Consider the following 21,417-nt stretch of genomic DNA (forward strand, 5'->3'; position numbering starts at 1 on the left):
GTGGTCCCGTACCACGTGAGCGAACACAACCACCTGGTGGTGGTCCCGTACCACGTGAGCGAACACAACCACCTGGTGGACATGGCCGAGGTGGAGGCCCTGGCCCTCGAACACCGGCCCAAGATGATCGTGGCCGGCTGGTCCGCCTACTCCCGGCAGCTGGACTTCGCGGAGTTCCGGCGCATCGCCGACCTCGTGGGCGCCTACCTGATGGTGGACATGGCCCACTTCGCCGGTCTCGTGGCCGCCGGGCTGCACCCGAACCCCGTCCCCTACGCCGACGTCGTCACCACCACCACGCACAAGACCCTCGGCGGCCCGCGCGGCGGCGTGATCCTGGCCAGGGAGGAATACGCGCGCAAGATCAACAGCGCCGTATTCCCCGGCCAGCAGGGCGGCCCGCTGGAACACGTGGTCGCGGCCAAGGCCGTGGCGTTCAAGATCGCTGCCTCCCCCGAATTCAAGGCACGCCAGGAACGCACCCTCGAAGGCGCAAAGATCCTCGCGTCCCGGCTCCTGAAGGACGACGTGGCGGCGGCAGGGATCTCCGTGGTCAACGGCGGCACCGACGTGCACCTGGTCCTGGTGGACCTGCGGAACTCGGAACTGGACGGCCAGCAGGCCGAAGACCGGCTCCACCGGATCGGCATCACCGTCAACCGCAACGCCGTACCGTTCGATCCGCGCCCGCCCATGGTCTCCTCCGGCCTGCGGATCGGCACCCCGGCCCTGGCCACGCGCGGCTTCGGTGCCGCGGAGTTCACGGAGGTGGCAGACATCATCGCCTCCGCCCTCACCGCACAGGCGCCCGGGAACGAACTCAGCAGCGAAACGGCCGCCGAACTGCGCGGCCGGGTCAGCGCCCTGGCGGCACAATTCCCCCTTTACCCGCACCTTGGCGCCAGCACAGCGGCAACCGGGCTTGAGGCAGAACTGATTGGAGCAGCACAATGACCACCGAACACCTGCCGGAACACCCGGACTTCCTCTGGCGCAATCCCGAGCCCAAGTCCTCCTACGACGCCGTGATYGTCGGCGGCGGCGGACACGGACTCGCGACGGCGTATTACCTGGCCAAGAAYCACGGAATGACCAACATCGCCATCCTGGAAAAGGGCTGGCTMGCCGGCGGCAACATGGCCCGGAACACCACCATCATCCGCTCCAACTACCTCTGGGACGAGAGCGCGGCGATCTACGAGCACGCCCTGAAGCTGTGGGAGATCCTGCCGGAAGAACTCGAATACGACTTCCTGTTCAGCCAGCGCGGGGTCATGAACCTGGCCCACACCCTGGGCGACGTGCGCGAAAGCGTCCGCCGCGTCGGSGCCAACAARCTCAACGGCGTCGACGCCGAATGGCTGGACCCGCAGCAGGTCAAGGAACTCTGCCCCATCCTGAACATCAACGACAACATCCGCTACCCGGTCATGGGTGCCACCTACCAGCCGCGCGCCGGCATCGCCAAGCACGACCACGTCGCCTGGGCATTCGCCCGCAAGTGCGATGAGCTCGGCGTGGACATCATCCAGAACTGCGAAGTCACCGGCTTCCTYAAGGACGGCAACAAGGTGGTGGGCGTCAAGACCAGCCGCGGCACCATCCACACCGAAAAGGTCGGSCTCTGCGCCGCCGGACACAGCTCGGTGCTGGCGGAAATGGCCGGCTTCCGGCTCCCCATCCAGTCCCACCCGCTCCAGGCGCTGGTGTCCGAGCTCCACGAGCCCGTCCACCCCACCGTGGTCATGTCCAACCACGTCCACGTCTATGTCTCCCAGGCGCACAAGGGCGAACTGGTCATGGGCGCCGGCGTGGACTCCTACAACGGCTACGGCCAGCGTGGATCCTTCCACGTGATCGAGCAGCAGATGGCCGCCGCCGTCGAACTCTTCCCAATCTTCGCCAGGGCACACGTGCTCCGGACCTGGGGCGGGATCGTGGACACCACMCTGGATGCCTCCCCGATCGTGGGCACCACCCCGGTGGAGAACATGTTCGTCAACTGCGGCTGGGGAACCGGCGGATTCAAGGGCACACCGGCGGCCGGGCTGACGTTCGCGCACACCATCGCCACCGGAACACCGCACAAACTCAACCAGCCCTTCGCCCTCGAGCGCTTCGAAACCGGCGCCCTGATCGATGAACACGGCGCCGCTGCCGTTGCCCACTAGACAACCTGCCCACTAGAAAGAGGTGCGGACATGCTCCTGATTCCCTGCCCCAACTGCGGTCCCCGCGACGAGACCGAATTCCACTACGGCGGCCAGGCCCACGTGGCCTACCCCGAAAATCCGGCAGAGCTCACGGACCGCGAATGGGCCGARTACCTGTTCTACCGCGACAACACCAAGGGCGCCTTCGCYGAGCGCTGGCTGCACAGCACGGGCTGCCGGCAATGGTTCAACATGCTCCGCGACACGAACACCTACGACATCCACGCGGTCTACCCGATGGGCCAAATGCGCCCAGCCACGGGGACSACAGCCCCCACCGTCACCAGCCCCGTCTCCCCGGAAGGAGCAATCAAATGAGCGCTCAGCCGCAGTCCGCGCGCCTTAGCACCGGCGGACGCATCGACCGCAGCGTCACCTGGCGCTTCACCCTGGATGGCCGGGAGTACACGGGCCACCCCGGCGACACCCTCGCCTCSGCGCTGCTSGCSAACGGCCGGCTRRCGGCGGGCAACTCCCTCTACGAGGACCGGGCCCGCGGCATCATGTCCGCCGGCGTCGAGGAATCCAACGCCCTGGTCAAGGTCGCCGCCCGGTTCCCGGGCCACGTGGCCGAATCCATGCTCCCCGCCACCACCGTGTCCCTCGTGGACGGCCTCAGCGCCGAATACCTCAACGGGCTCGGAAAGCTGGACCCGGCCGAGGACCACGCCGAGTACGACAAGAAGTACGTCCACACCGATGTCCTCGTGGTCGGCGGCGGSCCCGCCGGCCTGGCCGCCGCACGSCAGGCYGTCCGYGCCGGCGCCCGGGTCATCCTCATTGACGACCAGCCTGAGCTCGGCGGCTCGCTGCTGTCCGGCTCCACCCATGCAGCCCTTGCCGAGAGCATCGAAGGRCAGCCCGCCCTGGACTGGGTGGCCAACGTTGAAGCCGAACTGATCTCCGCGGCCGAGTGCACGGTGCTKAACCGCACCACCGCCTTCGGCTCCTACGACTCCAACTACGTCATCGCGGCCCAGAACCGGACGGACCACCTCCTCACCCCGGCCGCGCCCGGGGTGTCCCGCCAGCGGATCTGGCACATCCGCGCCGCCCAGGTCATCCTGGCCCCCGGCGCTCACGAACGCCCGCTGGTCTTCGAAAACAACGACCGGCCCGGCATCATGCTCGCCTCCGCGGTCCGCACCTTCCTGAACCGCTACGCCGTCGCCGCCGGATCCCGGGTGGTCATCAGCACCACGAACGACAGCGCCTACGCCCTGGCCGCGGACCTCCGCGCCGCCGGCATCAAGGTCGAAGCCGTCGTCGACGCCCGCGCCCAGCTGAGCGAAACGGCCTCCGCCGCGGCCGAGGCCGGAACCCGTGTCCTGATCGGCAGCGCCGTTGCCGATACCGCCGCCGAGTCCGGCGACGGCCGGCTCCTTGGCGTCACCGTCCGGAGCATCAACGACGMCGGCGAACTCACCTCCGGCGTCGAAGAGATCGCCTGCGACCTGCTTGCCGTCTCCGGCGGCTGGTCACCGGTGATGCACCTGCACTCCCAGCGGCAGGGCAAGCTGCGCTGGGACGAGGACCTCGCCGCCTTCGTCCCTAACAGCGTGGTTCCAAACCAGCAGGTGGCCGGATCCGGGCGCGGCAGTTTCGACCTGGACGACTGCGTGGCCGAAGGCATCTCCGCCGGGGCCGCGGCGGTCCTCGCCGCCGGCTTCGAGCCCGCCGTCGCACCTTCAGTCATCGGCGAACCGGTGGCGGCCGCCCCTACCCGCCAGCTCTGGCTGGTACCCGGACAGCAGGGCAGCCCGGAGGAGTGGCACCACCACTTCGTSGACTTCCAGCGCGACCAGWCCGTGGCCGAYGTCCTGCGCTCCACGGGCGCCGGCATGCGCTCGGTGGAACACGTCAAGCGSTACACCTCGATCAGCACCGCGAACGACCAGGGCAAGACCTCCGGRGTGAACGCGATCGGCGTCATCGCCGCCGCACTCCGCACGGCCGGCGAGGCGTCCCGCGGCATCGGCGAGATCGGGACCACCACCTACCGCGCGCCCTTCACCCCCGTGGCGTTCGCGGCACTGGCCGGGCGCCAGCGCGGCGAGCTGTTCGACCCCGCCCGCCTGACCTCGATCCACTCGTGGCATGTMGCCMAGGGTGCACTGTTCGAGGATGTCGGCCAGTGGAAGCGGCCCTGGTACTACCCGCAGSMCGGCGAGGACATGGATACCGCGGTCCTGCGCGAATGYGCCGCCGTCCGCGAGTCCGTGGGCTTCATGGACGCCACYACCCTGGGCAAGATCGAGATCCGGGGCAAGGACGCKGGCGAGTTCCTGAACCGGATCTACACCAACGCGTTCAAGAARCTGGCMCCSGGCTCGGCMCGCTACGGCGTCATGTGCACCCCKGACGGGATGATCTTCGACGACGGCGTCACGTTGCGCCTGGACGAGGACCGGTTCTTCATGACCACCACCACCGGCGGYGCGGCCAAGGTCCTGGACTGGCTGGAGGAATGGCTGCAGACCGAATGGCCGGARCTGGACGTGCACTGCACCTCCGTCACGGAGCAGTGGTCCACGATCGCCGTCGTCGGRCCCAAATCCCGSGCCGTGMTCGCCAAAGTGGCTCCGGAACTGGCAGCGGACGGCGGYCTCGACGCCGAGGCCTTCCCGTTCATGACGTTCCGCGAGACCACCCTGGCCTCCGGCGTGCAGGCCCGGRTCTGCCGGATCTCGTTCTCCGGTGAACTGGCCTACGAAATCAATGTCCCGTCCTGGTACGGGCTGGCAACCTGGGAAGCCGTGGCAGCGGCCGGCGCGGAGTTCAACATCACCCCGTACGGCACCGARACCATGCACGTRCTGCGKGCGGARAAGGGSTACCCGATCGTCGGCCAGGACACCGACGGGACCGTCACCCCGCAGGATGCCGGGATGGAATGGGTGGTGTCCAAGGYCAAGGACTTCATCGGCAAACGCTCCTACGCCCGCAAGGACGCCGSCCGCGCTGACCGCAAGCAYCTGRTCAGCGTCCTCCCCGTGGACGGCAGCATCCGGCTCCCGGAAGGCACCCAGCTGGTGGAGCAGGGCATCACCGTCAACCCCGCCTACGGCCCCGTGCCCATGCAGGGGTTCGTGACCTCGAGCTACCACAGCGCCGCGCTGGGCAGGTCGTTTGCGCTGGCCCTGATCAAGAACGGGCGCAACCGCATCGGCGAAACCCTGGTGGCCGCCGCCGGWGACCAGCTGGTGGACGTGGTCGTCGCAGAAACCGTACTTTTTGACTCCGAAGGGGCCCGTAAAGATGGCTGACACAGCAGCACTCGAAAATTCCAAGAAGATCCAGAGCCTCCGGAAAAGCCCGGCCGCGCTCCTGCGGACCGCTTTTGAAGCCGGCTCCGTTGCGGGCACGGTGGAACTGCGCGAGGTGCCGTTCCTGACCATGGCCGGGATYCGGGTCGACCCTGCCGGCGCTGCCGGGGAGCGGCTGGGCACCCGCACGGGCGGCCTTCCCGCCGCTTCCGGGCAGGTCCGCAGCAGCGGCGGCACCGCGGTGCTGTGGCTGGGCCCGGAAGAATTCCTGCTGGTGGCAMCGGCGGAATCCCATGAAAGCCTTGGCGGCGAGCTCCCCGGGGCGCTCACCGACGCACTCGGWGACGCCGAGGGCCAGGTGGTGGACCTCTCCGCCAACCGCACCACGCTCGAACTCTCCGGCCCCCGGGCCCGGGCAGTGCTGGAAAAGGGCTGCGCCCTGGACCTGCACCCCCGCGTCTTCCAGACCGGAACGGCCCTGTCCACGGAAATCGGCGGCATCCCGGCGATCCTGTGGAAGACCGCAGAGGAGACCTACCGGATCTTCCCCCGGGCATCCTTCGCGGAGTTCCTCGGCCGCTGGCTCCTGGACGCCATGCGCGAATTTGCGACTCCCGAGGTCCCCTGATGGCGCTCAGCGTCCTGGATCTGTTTTCTGTTGGCATCGGGCCGTCCTCCTCCCACACGGTCGGCCCGATGCGGGCAGCAAAACGCTTCGCCGACRGGCTGAAAAGTGACGGGCAGCTGAGCTCAACGGCGCGGATCCAGGCCGAACTGTTCGGCTCGCTCGGGGCGACCGGGCGGGGGCATGGTTCGGACAAGGCCGTGGTCCTGGGCCTGCAGGGCCAGGACCCCGAGACCGTGGACACCGGCACCGCCGATGACCAGGTGGCGGCAGCGGCCCTGGAYGCCGAACTGCGGCTTGCCGGCCACCACCGGGTGGACTTCAACTGGGACGAGGACGTGGTCCTGCACCGCCGCAAGTCSCTGCCGGCCCACCCCAACGGCATGACGTTCMGGGCGCTGGACCACACCGGGGCGGTGCTRAAGGAACGCAGCTACTACTCGRTCGGCGGCGGCTTCGTCGTCGACGGCAAYGCCCAGGGCGCTGACCAGGTGGTGGCAGACGACACCGTGCTCCCCTACCCCTTCACCACAGCCGACGAGCTCYTGAATATATGCGCCCGCGAGAATATGTCCATCTCCGACGTCATGCTCGCCAACGAACTCGTCTGGCGCAGCGAGACCGAACTCCGGGAAAAACTCCTGGACCTGTGGGCGGTCATGCGCCAGTGCGTGGAGAACGGCTGCGCCGCCGASGGCATCCTTCCCGGCGGGCTGAACGTCAAACGCCGCGCCCCTTCCCTGTTCCGGACGCTKACGGCCACGGCCGCCGGAGGCGGTGGCGGCGGAGCGGGAAGCGGTGGCGGGRCCTCCACCCTGGTCCAGGCGCCCGCGGACCCGCTGCTGGCCATGGAATGGGTSAACCTGTTCGCCCTGGCCGTCAACGAGGAGAATGCCGCCGGCGGACGGATCGTCACGGCCCCCACCAACGGCGCCGCCGGAATCGTCCCGGCCGTGCTGCACTATTACGTCAAGTTCGTCCCGGGAGCCGACGACGACGGCGTGGTGCGCTTCCTGCTGGCCGCRGCCGCCGTCGGGATCCTGTTCAAGATCAATGCCTCCATCTCCGGAGCAGAGGTCGGCTGCCAGGGTGAAGTCGGRTCGGCGTGCTCCATGGCTGCGGCGGGGCTCTGCGAAGTGCTGGGCGGCACCCCGGAACAGGTGGAAAACGCCGCCGAAGTCGGGATCGAACACAACCTTGGCCTGACCTGCGACCCCGTCGGCGGACTGGTGCAGATCCCCTGCATCGAACGCAACGCCATTGCCAGCGTCAAAGCCATCAACKCCGCCCGCCTGTGCCTGCACGGGGACGGCAGCCACAAAGTCTCGCTGGACAAGGCCATCAAGACCATGCGTGAAACAGGAGCAGACATGAARACCAAGTACAAGGAAACCTCCCGCGGAGGCCTCGCCGTGAATGTCGTGGAGTGCTGACCATGGCCGAGAACCAGAGCACCGAAACCGTGGAGCACATCCTGACCCTGGACTGCCCGGAAACGCGCGGGATCGTCCACGCCGTGTCCGGATTCCTGCTGGACCAGGGCTGCGACATCCTGGAAAGCAAACAGTTCGACTCGCAGCTGGACGGCCACTTCTTCATGCGGCTCCACTTCGCCTCGGYCGGGGACCAAACAACCCTSGACACGCTCCGGGARGCCTTCGTTCCGGTCGCCGATAAATTCGGCATGCGCTGGGACCTGCGACGGCACRGCAGCAAACGGCGGGTCCTGATCATGGTCTCGAARTTCGAGCACTGCCTSAACGAYCTGCTGTACCGGGCCCGCACCGGTGAACTGCCCATCGAGATCGTCGGSGTCGTCTCGAACCATCCCGAYCACCGSCGGACCGTCGAATGGCACGGAATTCCCTTCTTCCATGTGCCCATCACCCCGGACACCAAGCCMGCGGCCGAGCAGCGRCTCCTGGAACTGATCGACCGGATGGACGTTGAACTGGTGGTCCTGGCCCGCTACATGCAGGTCCTCAGCGACAACCTCACCCGCCAGCTGGATGGCCGCGCCATCAACATCCATCACTCCTTCCTGCCCAGCTTCAAGGGCGCGAAGCCCTACCACCAGGCGCATGCCCGGGGCGTGAAGACGGTCGGCGCCACCGCCCACTACGTCAACGCCGARCTGGAYGAGGGGCCGATCATCGCCCAGCAGGTGGTGGAAGTAGACCACACCTTCGGGCCCGAGGACCTCGTGGCCGCCGGACGCGACACCGAATGCAAGGCGCTCTCCAACGCCGTCCGCTGGCACTGCGAGGGACGCGTCATCCTCCAGGGCAACAGGACAGTCGTCCTGCGCTAGCCGGAACCCCTTGGTGGGGCCGAGGCGAGGATCTCCCGTGCCGATGTGGGCCGTTAAGCCCAGCCGATCAGCCGGGAGGTCCTCGCCTCGCCGTCTTAATGACCGGCTTAGTGGCTGCGCGGAGTTTCCCCACCTTTGCCGCCACTTCGCCGGGACTCGCCGTCGTTCTGGGCGGACACGCCGCCGTGGCCCGGCAAAGGTGGGGGAMTCCGGCGGCSGCCTCCCCCGTTCGCCGAGGRACGCCGCCCGGACCCGGCTCCRATRCCGCCCGGACCCGGCCCCCGGGCGGCTGCCGGACTCGCCTCCCGGGSTGCCSTRACGCGGCTCCKCCGCCCCGCTTGACGGGCCSGTGTGATGGCCCTTACAGTTCTTCTAAGCATCGGACGTCCTACATCCGATAAATAGACTCGAATGGTGAGGCAAATAATGAGCAAGACACTAAAGAACTTGCCGCTGGTGAACGACGCCAGCCGCCGGAGCTTCCTCAAGCTGTCAGGCGCGCTGGGCGTTGCCGCGGCTTTCACCACGTCCCTTGCCGCGTGCGGCGGGCCCGCCAGCACCACCGCGGGAGCGGCCGCCAACACCGCRCCGATCAACAAGGACCTCATCATCGAAGCGGGCATCTCCTACGCCCTGTCCACAGGCTTCGAYCCGCTTTCCAGCTCCGGGGCGACCCCGCTGGCCGCCAACCTGCACGTCTACGAGGGCCTCGTGGAGCTGCACCCCGCCACCCGCGAACCGTACAACGCCCTCGCCGCGGCCGACCCCAAGATGGTCAACGCCACCACCTACCGGGTGACGCTGCGGGACGCCGCCAAGTTCCACAACGGCTCCCCGGTCACCGCCGAGGACGTCGTCTTCTCCTTCACCCGCGTCCTGGACCCGGCCAACAAGTCGCTGTTCTCGCAGTTCATCCCGTTCATCAAGGACGTCAAGGCCGTCGACGCCAAGACCGTCGAGTTCTCGCTGAAGTACGCCTTCCCCGCCTTCCCCTCGCGCATCTCCGTGGTCAAGATCGTGCCCAAGGCCCTCGCCAACTTCCCGCTCGGCTCGGACCAGCTGAAGGCCTTCGACGCCAAGCCCGTCGGCACCGGCCCGTACAAGCTGATCTCCGCCGTCAAGGACGACAAGATCGTGTTCGAGGCSAACGCCGACTACAACGGACCGATGCCCGCCCTGGCCAAGGGCATGACCTGGCTGCTGCTCTCCGACGCCGCCGCCCGCGTCACKGCGATGCAGTCCGGCCGCGTGCAGGCCATCGAGGACGTCCCCTACCTGGACATCGAGGGGCTGAAGTCCAAGGCCRCCGTGGAATCCGTCCAGTCCTTCGGCATGCTGTTCCTGATGTTCAACTGCGCCAAGGCCCCGTTCGACAACAAGCTGGTCCGCCAGGCCCTGCACTACGGCCTGGACAAGGACTCCATCATCAAGAAGGCGCTGTTCGGCAACGCCAAGGCCTCCAGCTCCTACTTCCAGGAGGGRCAYCCGGACTACGTCAAGGCCAAGAACGTYTACGGCTACGACCCCACCAAGGCCCAGGAMCTGCTGAAGCAGGCCGGCGTCACGAACCTGGAATTCGAACTCCTGACCACAGACACCGCCTGGGTCAAGGATGTGGCCCCGYTGATGCTGGAATCCTGGAACAAGATCCCCGGCGTCAAGGTCACCCTGAAGAACCTGCAGTCCGGCGCGCTGTACACSGACCGCGTSGGCAAGGCCGACTTCTCCGTGGTCGCCGCCCCGGGMGACCCGTCCGTCTTCGGCAACGACGCCGACCTGCTGCTGAGCTGGTTCTACGCCGGCGACACGTGGATGAAGGGCCGCGCCTACTGGGCCGCCACACCGGAACGSGCCACACTGGTGGACCTCATGGCCAAGGCCGGCCAGTCCGCCCCGGCAGAGGCCRAGAAACTGACCGGCGAMATTGTGGATCTGGTATCCGAGGAGCTCCCGCTGTACCCGATCTTCCACCGSCAGCTGCCCAGCGCGTGGGATGCCAAGAAGCTCAGCGGCTTCAAGCCGCTGCCCACCACCGGCATCGGCCTCGTGGGCGTCGGCCGCACYGCCTGAGGCATGCCAATCTAAGTGTTGCCAACCGCTGGTCCGGGCGGGTCCCCCTCCCGCCCGGACCAGCCTGCACTGCCACCCGTGCCGGCTGAGGCCGGGACAACCTTCCACGAATTCCGGAGACAACATTGGTYACAATATTGCGCCTGCTSGGCCGCAGGCTGGCGGCGCTGCCCCTGATGATCCTGGGCATTACCCTGCTGGTGTTCCTCGTCCTGCAGGCCGCCCCCGGTGACCAGGCGAGCAGCGCCCTCGGCGACGGAGCCAGCGAGGAAGCCAAGGAACAGTACCGCCAGAGCAACGGGCTCAACGATCCGGTGGTCCTGCAGTATTTCCGGTTCCTGGGCAAGCTGCTCCAGTTTGACCTCGGAGTCACCACCCCGCCGGCGAAGTCCGTRGCCGACATGATCGCCGCGGCCTTCCCGCTGACCCTCCAGCTCACGTTSCTGGGCGTGCTGATCGCCGTCGCGGTCTCGCTCCCGTTCGGCATTGCCGGGGCCCTCTACCGGGACAAGTGGCCSGACCAGCTGGTCCGGGTCTTCTCGATCGCCGCGGTRGCGACGCCCTCGTTCTGGCTCGGCATCCTGCTCATCCAGTGGTTCGCCCTCGGCGCCAACCCGMTCTTCCCYTCCGGCGGCATCGCGACGCCGGAATCGGGCTTCGGCGGCTGGCTRAACTCGATGACGCTCCCGGCCCTGGCCCTCGGCATCCCGGTYTCGGCCTCSCTGATCCGGGTGGTCCGCACCTCGATGGTCGAGGAACTGGACCGGGACTACGTCCGYACCGCGATCGGCAATGGCGTCCCCTACCGCGAGGTCGTGTCCCGCAACGTSCTCCGCAACGCCCTGGTCACCCCGGTGACCGTGCTGGGACTGCGGATCGGCTACCTGCTGGGCGGCGCCGTCGTGATCGAGATGATCTTTGCCCTGCCGGGCATGGGCCAGCTGATCCTCAACGGCATCACCAACCTCGACGTCAACCTCGTGCAGGGCGTGGTCCTGACCATCTCCGTGACCTTTGTGCTCGTGAACATCGCCGTCGACCTTCTGTACCTGCTCATCAACCCCCGAATCAGGACGGTCTGACCCATGCGCAGCAAACTCGCTGAACGCCTCAGCGCCCCGGGGATCCGGTTCAARGCCCTCCCCTGGAGCTCCCGGCTCGCCCTCGTMTTCCTTGCGGTCATCACCCTTGCCGCCGTCTTTGCGCCCGTGATYGCCCCGCAYGACCCGCTGGAGTCCTTCATTCCGGCGACCCCTCCGGGCGGTGAGAACCTGTTCGGCACCGACCGGCTGGGMCGCGACATCTTCTCGCGCCTGCTCTACGGCGCCCAGTCCTCCCTGATGATCGGCCTGGGCGCGGTGGCGCTGGCCGTGATCGCCGGCGCCGTGCTTGGCGCCCTCGCCGCGACCTCCGGCAAGGGCGTCAACGAGGTCATCATGCGCCTCATGGACATCCTCATGGCCTTCCCGGGCATCGCGCTGGCCGCTGTGCTGCTGGCCGTCTTCGGCAATACCGTGCCCACCATCATCGTGGCCATCGCGGTGATCTACACGCCCCAGCTGGCCCGGGTGGTGCGCGCCAACGTGCTCTCCCAGTACGGCGAGGACTATGTCCGGGCCGCCCGGGTGATCGGCGCCGGCCGCTCCTACATCCTGCTCAAGCACATCGTCCGCAACACTGCSGCTCCGGTYCTGGTGTTCGCCACGGTGATGGTCGCGGACGCGATCATCCTGGAGGCCTCGCTYTCCTTCCTGGGSGCCGGCGTCCAGGACCCCGCGCCGTCGTGGGGCAACGTGATCTCCTACGGCCGCAACCTSGTCCTCTCCGGCGGCTGGTGGGCCACCACCTTCGCGGGCCTGACCATCCTGCTCACRGTGCTCGCCCTSAACATCCTGGCCGAGGGACTCACCGATGCCATGGTCAACCCSAAACTCCGCAAGGCCCCGGTAGTGAAGGACGAMGACGGCTTCTCCTCCCCCATCGCCGCCGTCGACGCCGAGATCGGCACGTCCGTGGCCCAGGGCTCCGTGGTGGAGCTGCACGAACTCGACGGCGTCCGCGCCGCCGCTGGCGATGCSGTCCCGGAAGCCGGATTCCCGCAGGCCGGMTWCCCCMCGGCCGGCTACCCCCCGGCCGGCTACCCCCCGGCCGGCTACCCCCAGGACAAGAACGCCGGCCACCATGCCCTGCTGGAGGAGGGGCTGAACCTGCTGACCGCCGTCGAGGCCGGCCGCACGGACCGCCTCCCSCAGGTYCCGGACACCGCCCGCACGGTCCTCGAGGTCAAGAACCTGTCCATCCGCTTCCCCGGCCGCTTTGGCGACACCGCGATCGTGGACAACGTCTCCTTCAGCGTCCGCGAAGGCGAAACGATGGGCCTGGTRGGCGAATCCGGCTGCGGCAAGTCCATCACGTCGCTGGCCATCATGGGCCTGCTSCCCAAGACCGCCGTGATCTCCGGCTCCATCACGTTCGACGGCAAGGAACTGCTGGACSCCTCCACCGGCAACAGCAGCGCCAAGGCCTACGAGGGGCTYCGCGGCCAGCAGATCGCCATGGTGTACCAGGACGCGCTGAGCTCGCTCAACCCCTCCATGAAGATCAAGGACCAGCTGCAGCAGCTCACCCGCCGCGGCGGCCGCAAGACCCCCGCSGAGCTCCTGGAAATGGTCAAGCTGGATCCCGTCCGCACGCTGGCCAGCTACCCGCATGAGCTCTCCGGCGGCCAGCGCCAGCGCGTCCTGATCGCCATGGCGCTCTCCCGCTCGCCCCGGATCGTGGTCGCSGACGAGCCCACCACCGCGCTGGATGTGACCGTGCAGCACCAGGTGGTGGAACTGCTCAACGAACTGCGYGAACAGCTGGGCTTCGCCATGGTKTTCGTCAGCCACGAYCTGGCCCTGGTGGCCTCGCTCGCGCACCGCATCACCGTGATGTACGCCGGGCAGGTGGTCGAATCCGCCCAGGCGTCCGCGCTGCTGCAGAACCGCCAGCACGAATACACCCGCGGCCTGCTCGGCGCCGTCCTCTCCATCGAGGYCGACGCCGACCGGCTGCACCAGATCCCCGGCACCGTGCCCTCGCCCCGGGATTTCGCCGCCGGCGACAGGTTCGCCGCCCGCTCGCTGCGGCCCGACGCCGACCCGGAGCAGCGACTCGTCCTGACCCCCTTTGACCCGGACAGCGACCACTACTGGGCCAGCCACCTCAAGGAGGACGCCAAGTGAGCACATCWACCGGCAAACCCGTGATTGAACTGAAGAACGTCAAGGTCCACCACCGGGCCCGTACCGGCGRGCTGTTCCGCCCCACGTTCGTCAARGCSGTCAACGGSGTSGACTTCACCATCAGCCGCGGSGAGACCGTGGGGATCGTGGGCGAATCCGGCTGCGGCAAGTCCACSCTGGCCTCKGTKCTGGTGGGCCTGCAGRCCCCCACSTCGGGSGAGGTCCTGTTCCACGGCAAGCCCGCCGGCAGGCGCAATGCCGCCCTGCGCAAGGAATTCGGCCGCGCCGTCTCGGTGGTCTTCCAGGACCCGTCCACCGCGCTGAACCCCCGCATGACCATCCAGGACATCCTCACCGATCCGCTCCAGATCCAYGGGATCGGCACSGCGGCCACCCGGGCSGCGAAGGTCAAGGACCTGCTSGCCCTCGTCGGGCTGCCGTACTCCGCCGCCGAGGTCACGCCCTCSCAGGTCTCCGGCGGCCAGCGCCAGCGTGTCGCCATCGCCCGGGCCCTCGCATTGGACCCKGACATCATTGTGGCGGACGAGCCCACSTCTGCGCTGGACGTCTCSGTGCGGGCACAGGTGCTGAMCCTGCTCGCGGACCTGAAGACCCAGCTGAACCTGGGCATGGTCTTYATCTCGCACGATATCCAGACMGTCCGYTAYGTCTCGGACCGGATCTGCGTCATGTACTTCGGCGAAATCGTCGAGGAAGGACCCGCMGGACAGGTCTTCGACAACCCGTCCAACGACTACACGAAGAAACTGCTCGGCGCCGCTCCCAGCCTGCTGCACCCCTGATTCCCACACTTTTCCGCATTCAAGAAACCATCATTGGAGTTACCTGTGCCTACCCAATTCCAGGGCGTCATTCCCCCGGTCGTCACCCCCCGCCACGCYGACGGCAGCRTCGACACCGATTCGCTGAAGAACCTCACGCGCCACCTCCTCGACGGCGGCGTGTCCGGSCTCTTCGTCCTGGGCTCCTCCGGCGAAGTCCCCTACCTSAGCAACGCCGAGCGCGAACTCGTCGTCAGCACCATCGCCGCCGAGAATGCTGCTGCYGGCGCAGCGAGCGTWCCGCTGATCGTCGGCGCCAACGAACAGACCACCAACCGCGTCATCGAAGAAGCCCGGAAGGTGATCGACCTCGGCGCCGACGCGATYGTCGTGACGTCGATGTACTACGCGATCGGCAACGCCGAGGAGACGGAAACACACTTCCGCGCCATCCACSACGCCGTCAGCACGCCGATCTTCGCCTACGACGTCCCGGTCCGCACCCACTTCAAGCTGCCCACGGACCTGCTGGTCMGGCTCGGCCGGGAYGGCGTGATCGCCGGMGTCAAGGACTCCTCSGGYGACGACGTCGGCTTCCGCCAGCTGCTGMTGGCTGCCCGCGACATCCCCAAYTTCGACATCTTCACCGGMCAYGAGGTCGTGGTCGACGGCGCCCTSCTCGGYGGKGCACAGGGCGTCGTCCCGGGCCTGGGCAACGTGGACCCCCGCGGCTACCGGAACCTCATGGACGYCGCGGCCGCCGGCGACTGGGCCAAGGCCGCCGCGGAGCAGGACCGCCTCGCCGACCTCTTCGAGATCGTCTACACCCCCAACGGCCGGGTCTCGGGCGGCGCSGCGGGGCTCGGGGCCTTCAAGACCGCCCTCCAGCTCATGGGCGTSATCGAATCCAACACCATGAGYGCGCCCATGCCKTCCCTGAATGAGGACGAGACCACGGCCATCAAGGTCATCCTCGAACGCAACGGCCTGATCTAGGCTCCGGCCACCACGCCCGCAGATACCCGACGGAGGAGGAACATGGCCCACGCTATTGGGGTCGATCTTGGCGGCACCAAGACGGCGGCCGGGGTGGTCTCGGAGGACGGCGAACTGCTGTTTTCGGAAACCGTCCCGACCGCCAGCCGCGCCGGCGGCGAGGCTGTCCTGGACGCCACCGCAGCCCTGGTCGCCGGGCTCCAGGTCCGGGCGCASGCGSAGGGCCTCGCCGTCGCCGGCATCGGCGTCGGCTCGGCCGGCGTGATCGACGCCGGCCGGGGCGTCGTGGTGTCCGCRACKGACGCCATCCACGGCTGGGCCGGGACCGCGCTGACCGAAGGCCTGTCCCGTCGGCTGGGCCTTCCGCCCGGCGCGGTCAGCGCCGTGAACGACGTCCACGCCCATGCGCTCGGCGAGTCCTGGCGCGGGGCAGCTTCCGGGACGGCGAGCTCCTTGCTGGTTGCCTTCGGCACCGGTGTGGGCGGAAGCTTCGTGCTGGCCGGCCGGCCGGTCCTCGGCCACCGGTACGTGGGCGGCCACGTCGGCCACACCGCCTCCCCCTACGCGTACGCCGACAGCGGGGCGCTGCCCTGTTCCTGCGGGGGCTCGGGCCATGTGGAGGCAGCGGCCTCCGGCCCGGGCATCCACGCGGCTTTCCTCCGCCTGGGCGGGTCCCCCGCAGTACCGGACACCCGCGCAGTATTCGCGCTGGCCCGCGACGGCGATCCCGCGGCCAACCGCGCCGTCCGCACCGCCGCCGAGGCCGCCGGGCAGGCGGCCGGGGGCCTGGTCAACGTCCTGGACCCCGAGGTCGTGGTGGTGTCCGGGGGCCTGGCCGACGCCGGAGAACTCTGGTGGAATCCGATGAAGGCCGCCCTGCGCCGGGAACTGCTGGACCCGCTGGTCCGTGTGCCGGTCCTGCGGGCCTCGCTGGCGAACTCCGCAGCCATCGTCGGGGCCGCAAGGCTAGTCTTCAACTGACCGCTTCTGTCCGCGAATACCGAACCACCGAGAACCACCGAGAACCACAGAAACAGGCACCATGCTCCTGACTCCCGAGGGCCTCGAATCCCTCCGCTCCCAGCTCATCGTTTCCTGCCAGGCCTACCCCGGCGAGCCGATGCGCGATCCCCGCACCACCGCGCAGTTCGCAGCTTCGGCCGTCATCGGGGGCGCAGGGGCCGTCCGGGTCCAGGGGCTGGCCGATATCCAGCACACCCGCGCCGCCGTCGAGGTCCCGGTGATCGGGCTCTGGAAGGACGGCCACGACGGCGTGTTCATCACCCCGACGCTGCGTCACGCCCTGGCGGTGGCCAACGCCGGGGCGCATGTGGTGGCCATTGACGGCACCCGGCGCCAACGCCCGGACGGCCTGGGCCTGGCCGCGACCGTGGCCRGCATCCATGCCGGCTCCCATGCCCTGGTCATGGCCGACTGTGGATCCCTTGAGGACGCCGCAGCCGCCGTCGAGGCCGGCGCGGACCTGATCGGCACCACGCTGGCCGGCTACACCGGTGAACGCGCCAAGACCCCCGGCCCCGACCTTGACCTGCTGGAACAGATCGCCGCTGCCGGTCTCGGCAAGCCGCTCATCGCCGAGGGCCGCATCCACACCCCTGTCCAGGCCCGCCAGGCGCTCGACGCCGGCGCGTTCGCCGTCGTCGTCGGCACCGCCATCACTCACCCGGCCACCATCAGCGGCTGGTTCGCCGCCGCGCTGCACTCCTGAGGACTGTCCCGATGCCGGAATCCCGCGAAGCCCCCGCCTACGTCCTGCGCGGCACCCTCGTCACGGACGGCGCTGTCACCGCCGACTCTGTGGTGGCGGTGAAGGGCGGCCGGATCGCCTACGCGGGACCCGGCAGCGGCTTTGACGCCGCGCAGTTCCCGGAGGCGGAGGAGCTCCCGCTGCCGGCCGGGAGTTCGCTGCTTCCCGGGCTCGTTGACCTGCACTGCCATGGCGCCGCGGGCGGCGGGTTCCCGACGGGCGATGACCGGGCTTGCCGGGACGCGGTGGACTTCCTGCACCGCAGCGGGACCACCAGCCTGCTCGCCAGCCTGGTCACGGCCTCCGCCGAGGAGCTGCTGCGCTCCCTTGGCGTCCTGAAGGCCCTGGCGGCCGAGGGGCTGATCGCCGGCATCCATTCCGAGGGGCCCTTCCTCTCCCACGCCCGTTGCGGCGCACAGAACCCCCTCTGGCTGCGGGACCCCGATCCTGAGCTGCTCCGGCAGATGCTCGCGGCCGCCGGCGGCGCACTGCGAACCATGACCTACGCCCCCGAACTGCCGGGCGCCAGTGAATTGCTCCGTGCGCTCACCGACCACGGGGTCACCCCCTCGCTGGGTCATACCGATGCCGACGCCCGGCTGACGGCTGACTCGCTGGCGGAGGCCGCGGAGCTGATCGGCAGCGCCGGAGCGGGCAGGGGCTTCGGGCCGCATGCCCTGCCCACGGTCACCCATCTGCTCAACGGCATGCCGCCCCTGCACCACCGCAGTCCCGGGCCGGTCGCCGCATGCCTGCGGCTGGCGGCCGCGGGCACCGTGGCGGTCGAGCTGATCGGCGACGGCGTCCACCTCGATCCGGAGACGGTCCGGATGGTCTTTGACCTGGTCGGGGCCGGGGGCATCGCGCTGGTGACGGACTCCATGGCGGCCACCGGGCTGCCCGACGGCGATTACGAACTCGGCCCCTCGGAGGTGGTGGTGCTCGACGGCGTAGCCACCCTGAGGAGCAACGGCGCCCTCGCCGGGGGCACGGCAACCCTGCTGGACGTTGTCCGCACCACGATCGCGGCCGGCGTGAGTCCCGCCGACGCCGTCCTGGCCGCGACCCTGGTCCCTGCCCGCATCCTGGGCCTGGAATCCGAGGTCGGCGGCCTCCGGGCGGGAATGCGCGCCGACATCGTCGCGGTCGGGCCGGGCTTCGAGCTGGTGACCGTCCTGCGCGGCGGGCAGGTCCTGGCCGCCCCCGCCTGAGCCGCGCACGAGCACCGGCTGGGGCCGGTCAGGGCCGGTCAGGGATTCAGCCGGCGGCTGCTCCGGCACGCACTTTGACTGCTCCGGACCCGTGGATGGATCCTGCCGGGAGGTCCGCGAGCCGGGCGGCAGCAGCCTCGTCCGCGACCACCGTCACGTGCCCGTGCAGCTGCAGTACCGAGGCGGGGCACGCCGGCGAAACGGGACCGGCAAGCGCTTCGCGGAGGATCTCGGCCTTGTCCGCCCCGTTGACCACCAGCAGCAGTTGCCGCGCTTCGAGGATGGTTCCCAGGCCCTGGGTGATGCACCGCTCGGGGACCTCTTCGGGGCTGGCGAAATAGCGGGAGTTCGCCTGGCGGGTACGCTCTGTGAGCACCTCCACCCGGGTACGGGAATCAAGCGATGAGCCGGGTTCGTTGAAGGCCAGGTGCCCGTTGTGCCCGATCCCGAGGATCTGCACGTCGATCCCGCCCGCCCGGGCAATCGCCTGGTCGTAGTCCCGCGCCGCCGCTTCGGGATTTCCCGAGCCGCCGTCGGGAATGAAGACCTTGGCCGGATCAAGGTGCAGCCGTTCCGTCACTTCCCTCCGCACTACCTCCGCGTAGCTCTGCGGATGGCCGGCCGGCAGCCCCACATACTCATCCAGGGCGAATCCGCGGATACCGGACATGTCCAGCCGGTGGCCGGCGAGGGCCTCATACACCGGCAGCGGCGAGCCGCCGGTGGCCAGGCCCAGGACGGCGTCGGGCCTGCTGCGGACGACGGCGGCCAGGATTCCGGCGGCGACGGCCCCGGTTCCTTCAGCGTTGGGTACTACGAAAATTTCCATCACGGGAGGCGCTTTCTGTGGGTCTGGCGTGGTGCGTGGCGGCTCGCCCGCGGCGGCCTGCCTAGCGGGCGGCGACGTCCTTGAGTTTTTGGCGGATGCCGTCGAAGTGGCGCTGCAGGCGTTCGGAGGCCAGCGTCTTGTCCTTGTCCGCAACGGCCTCATAAATTTCCCGGTGGACACGGGCCAGTTCCGGCAGGTCCACCGGACCCGTCCCAAGGGCCTGGTGGATCTGCCGGTAGACCTTCCAGAAGACGTCCATGAGATCGATCAGCAGCTCGTTATTCAGCGGTGCATAGAGTCCACGGTGGAATTCCGCGTCCAGTTCGGCAAAGGCCTGCCCGGCGTCCCCGGCTGTTTCCATCTGTTCCAGGGTGCTGCGGAGATCACTGAGGTGCTCCTCGGTCATGAGGTCGATGGCGGATCCAATCAGGCCGGATTCCAGCGCCTGCCGCACGTCAATGAGCTCCATCGCTTCCTCACCCCGGTGCCGGAGGGACAGCCGCCCCCGGAAGGCCAGTCCGTCGGTCAGCGCGCTGAAGTTGTTGGGGGCGACAAACATGCCGAAGCCGTGGCGGATCTCGATCACGCCGAGCGCCTGGAGGACCTTCAAGGACTCCCGCACGGTGTTGCGCCCGACGCCGAGCACGGCAGAAAGTTCAGTCTCGGTGGGCATGGCGTCACCGACGTCCAGACCCTGTTCCAGGATGAGGTCCATGATGCGCGTTTGCAGCACATGGGACCTGATTTGAGCGCTGAAACGGGCCGGCGACACAACGCGGGATTCTATGCTCATGACTCTCTCCTTCTGGCCGCAGCCGGACATGGCCACTCCTGATTCAAGCGTACAGGAGATGGGATGTCCAATGTCTGGGTTTCTTGTTGCGCGTCGGCAAGAATTTTCCTGGTGGTGCTCGGCTGATTCGAATATCGGACGTAGGATCACCTACTGACAGCCCGCCTCACTCCCCCGGAGACCTCATGCCCCTCTTTGACCTGACGCTGGATCAGCTGCGCACGTACACCTCGGCCGCCGTCGAACCCGAAGACTTCGACGAGTTCTGGGACCGGACCCTTGCCGAAGCCCGGGACGTCCCGCTGGACGCTGTCTACGCACCGGTGGAGAACCACCTCAGCGTCATTGACAGTTTCGATGTCTCGTTCGCGGGATTCGGCGGAGCCCGGATCAAGGGCTGGCTGCACCTGCCGGCGAACCGGGCCACCGGCCACCCTTTGCCCGTGGTGGTGCAGTTCGCCGGCTATTCCGGCGGCCGCGGCCTGGTCCAGCAGGACACGAGGTGGGCGCAGGCGGGGTACGCGCACTTCATCATGGACACCCGCGGCCAGGGCTACGGCGGCAGCCTCGGAGAAACCGCGGATCCGCACCCGTCGGCCGGCGACGTGGCCTACGCCGGGCTGATGACGCGCGGGATTTCGGCCCGGGAGGACTACTACTACCGCCGCGTCTTCGTTGACGCCTTCCGGGCCATCGAGGCCGCGCAGGCTCATCCCGAGGTGGATGCCACCAAGGTGATCCTGTCGGGCGTGAGCCAGGGCGGCGGCCTGGCCATCGCGGCCGCCGGACTGGCGGCCGCGCGCCTGGACGGCATCTTGTGCACCCTGGCGGACGTGCCGTTCCTGCAGGACTTCGCCCGTGCCATCGACATCACCCCGCGCGGCCCTTACCCGGAAATCGCCGGCTTCCTGTCCCGCCACCGCGACCGCTACGAGCCCGCCCTTGCCGTGCTGAACTACTTCGACGGCGTGCACCTGGGCCGGCGTGCCACGGCGCCGGCGCTGTTCTCGGTGGCGCAGATGGACGATGTCTGCCCGCCCTCCACCGTCTTCGCCTCCTTCAACGCCTATGGCACGGGAGCCGGCGCGGCAGCCCCGCAGGCTGTCCCGGAGGCTGTCCCGGCGAAAGCCATGGAGGTCTACCGTTTCAACAACCATGAGGGCGGACAGGAACATCACTGGGTGAAGCAGCTTCGCTACGTGGCGGACCAACTGGGCCGCTGACGGCCGGTCCAGGCGGGGCCCACAGATTCGGGGCCGCTGGCGGCGGGCGCGGAAGTTTCGGGGCGTCCGGATTGTTGTTCTGATTGTGGGCAGATACACAATC

The 21,417-nt window shown here is 68.6% G+C and carries 18 protein-coding genes; 16 read left to right on the forward strand and 2 right to left on the reverse strand.

The features are described 5' to 3' along the window. The 15 genes from AC1DEY_RS13515 to AC1DEY_RS13585 form a co-directional block, all read left to right on the forward strand. A partial coding sequence (locus AC1DEY_RS13515) for a serine hydroxymethyltransferase (RefSeq protein WP_476868370.1) occupies nt 1–954 on the forward strand: 954 nt, incomplete at its 5' end. Beyond that, nucleotides 951–2,171, forward strand: a complete 1,221-nt coding sequence (locus AC1DEY_RS13520; protein WP_476868371.1) for a sarcosine oxidase subunit beta family protein — start codon at nt 951–953, stop codon at nt 2,169–2,171. The genes AC1DEY_RS13515 and AC1DEY_RS13520, both read left to right, overlap by 4 nt. A gap of 30 nt (nt 2,172–2,201) precedes the next feature. Then, on the forward strand, nt 2,202–2,531 hold the full coding sequence (locus AC1DEY_RS13525; RefSeq protein WP_441408321.1) for a sarcosine oxidase subunit delta: 330 nt from the start codon (nt 2,202–2,204) through the stop codon (nt 2,529–2,531). Next, nucleotides 2,528–5,479: a 2Fe-2S iron-sulfur cluster-binding protein gene (locus AC1DEY_RS13530; RefSeq protein WP_476868372.1), complete on the forward strand. Its 2,952-nt coding sequence runs from the start codon at nt 2,528–2,530 to the stop codon at nt 5,477–5,479. The genes AC1DEY_RS13525 and AC1DEY_RS13530 overlap by 4 nt, the downstream gene beginning before the upstream one ends. Further along, nucleotides 5,472–6,107 carry a sarcosine oxidase subunit gamma gene (locus AC1DEY_RS13535; RefSeq protein ID WP_476868373.1) on the forward strand — a complete coding sequence of 212 codons (636 nt, stop codon included), beginning with the start codon at nt 5,472–5,474 and terminating at the stop codon, nt 6,105–6,107. Before AC1DEY_RS13530 ends, AC1DEY_RS13535 begins: the two co-directional genes overlap by 8 nt. Continuing rightward, complete coding sequence (locus tag AC1DEY_RS13540; RefSeq protein ID WP_476868374.1) at nt 6,107–7,537, forward strand: L-serine ammonia-lyase; 1,431 nt, start codon at nt 6,107–6,109, stop codon at nt 7,535–7,537. The genes AC1DEY_RS13535 and AC1DEY_RS13540 overlap by 1 nt, the downstream gene beginning before the upstream one ends. Before the next feature lie 2 nt (nt 7,538–7,539). Further along, on the forward strand, nt 7,540–8,415 hold the full coding sequence (gene purU, locus AC1DEY_RS13545; RefSeq protein ID WP_476868375.1) for a formyltetrahydrofolate deformylase: 876 nt from the start codon (nt 7,540–7,542) through the stop codon (nt 8,413–8,415). Between the two features lie 426 nt (nt 8,416–8,841). After that, nucleotides 8,842–10,485 carry an ABC transporter substrate-binding protein gene (locus tag AC1DEY_RS13550; RefSeq protein WP_476868376.1) on the forward strand — a complete coding sequence of 548 codons (1,644 nt, stop codon included), beginning with the start codon at nt 8,842–8,844 and terminating at the stop codon, nt 10,483–10,485. 125 nt (nt 10,486–10,610) lie between these two features. Beyond that, nucleotides 10,611–11,567, forward strand: coding sequence for an ABC transporter permease (locus AC1DEY_RS13555; RefSeq protein WP_476868377.1), 957 nt, complete (start codon nt 10,611–10,613; stop codon nt 11,565–11,567). A gap of 3 nt (nt 11,568–11,570) precedes the next feature. Continuing rightward, nucleotides 11,571–13,712: a dipeptide/oligopeptide/nickel ABC transporter permease/ATP-binding protein gene (locus AC1DEY_RS13560; RefSeq protein WP_476868378.1), complete on the forward strand. Its 2,142-nt coding sequence runs from the start codon at nt 11,571–11,573 to the stop codon at nt 13,710–13,712. Further along, nucleotides 13,709–14,515, forward strand: coding sequence for an ATP-binding cassette domain-containing protein (locus tag AC1DEY_RS13565; protein ID WP_476868379.1), 807 nt, complete (start codon nt 13,709–13,711; stop codon nt 14,513–14,515). The genes AC1DEY_RS13560 and AC1DEY_RS13565 overlap by 4 nt, the downstream gene beginning before the upstream one ends. A 45-nt stretch (nt 14,516–14,560) precedes the next feature. After that, on the forward strand, nt 14,561–15,490 hold the full coding sequence (locus AC1DEY_RS13570) for a dihydrodipicolinate synthase family protein (RefSeq protein ID WP_476868380.1): 930 nt from the start codon (nt 14,561–14,563) through the stop codon (nt 15,488–15,490). A 42-nt stretch (nt 15,491–15,532) separates the two neighbouring features. Continuing rightward, entirely contained in the window at nt 15,533–16,471 is a 939-nt protein-coding gene (locus AC1DEY_RS13575; RefSeq protein ID WP_476868381.1) for an ROK family protein, read from the forward strand. A 61-nt stretch (nt 16,472–16,532) separates the two neighbouring features. Next, nucleotides 16,533–17,219: an N-acetylmannosamine-6-phosphate 2-epimerase gene (locus tag AC1DEY_RS13580; RefSeq protein ID WP_476868382.1), complete on the forward strand. Its 687-nt coding sequence runs from the start codon at nt 16,533–16,535 to the stop codon at nt 17,217–17,219. Between the two features lie 11 nt (nt 17,220–17,230). Further along, the gene (locus AC1DEY_RS13585; RefSeq protein WP_476868383.1) at nt 17,231–18,469 is read left to right on the forward strand and encodes an N-acetylglucosamine-6-phosphate deacetylase; all 1,239 of its coding nucleotides are present in this window, start codon (nt 17,231–17,233) and stop codon (nt 18,467–18,469) included. 46 nt (nt 18,470–18,515) lie between these two features. Here the strand turns inward: AC1DEY_RS13585 and AC1DEY_RS13590 are convergent, their stop codons facing one another. Beyond that, on the reverse strand, nt 18,516–19,298 hold the full coding sequence (locus AC1DEY_RS13590; protein ID WP_476868444.1) for a glucosamine-6-phosphate deaminase: 783 nt from the start codon (nt 19,296–19,298) through the stop codon (nt 18,516–18,518). A gap of 61 nt (nt 19,299–19,359) precedes the next feature. Continuing rightward, complete coding sequence (locus AC1DEY_RS13595) at nt 19,360–20,091, reverse strand: FadR/GntR family transcriptional regulator (protein ID WP_441408335.1); 732 nt, start codon at nt 20,089–20,091, stop codon at nt 19,360–19,362. A 185-nt stretch (nt 20,092–20,276) separates the two neighbouring features. Between AC1DEY_RS13595 and AC1DEY_RS13600 the strand changes: the two genes are divergently transcribed. Further along, nucleotides 20,277–21,314 carry an acetylxylan esterase gene (locus tag AC1DEY_RS13600; RefSeq protein WP_476868384.1) on the forward strand — a complete coding sequence of 346 codons (1,038 nt, stop codon included), beginning with the start codon at nt 20,277–20,279 and terminating at the stop codon, nt 21,312–21,314. Nucleotides 21,315–21,417: the final 103 nt, after the last annotated feature.

Source organism: Arthrobacter sp. 05T47 (assembly GCF_056395825.1).

Excerpts from the sequence above, each read along its gene's own strand:
- AC1DEY_RS13585 (WP_476868383.1), top strand. The coding sequence starts at position 17,231 with ATGCCGGAATCCCGCGAAGCCCCCGCCTACGTCCTGCGCGGCACCCTC.
- AC1DEY_RS13590 (WP_476868444.1), bottom strand. The coding sequence starts at position 19,298 with ATGGAAATTTTCGTAGTACCCAACGCTGAAGGAACCGGGGCCGTCGCC.
- AC1DEY_RS13595 (WP_441408335.1), bottom strand. The coding sequence starts at position 20,091 with ATGAGCATAGAATCCCGCGTTGTGTCGCCGGCCCGTTTCAGCGCTCAA.
- AC1DEY_RS13600 (WP_476868384.1), top strand. The coding sequence starts at position 20,277 with ATGCCCCTCTTTGACCTGACGCTGGATCAGCTGCGCACGTACACCTCG.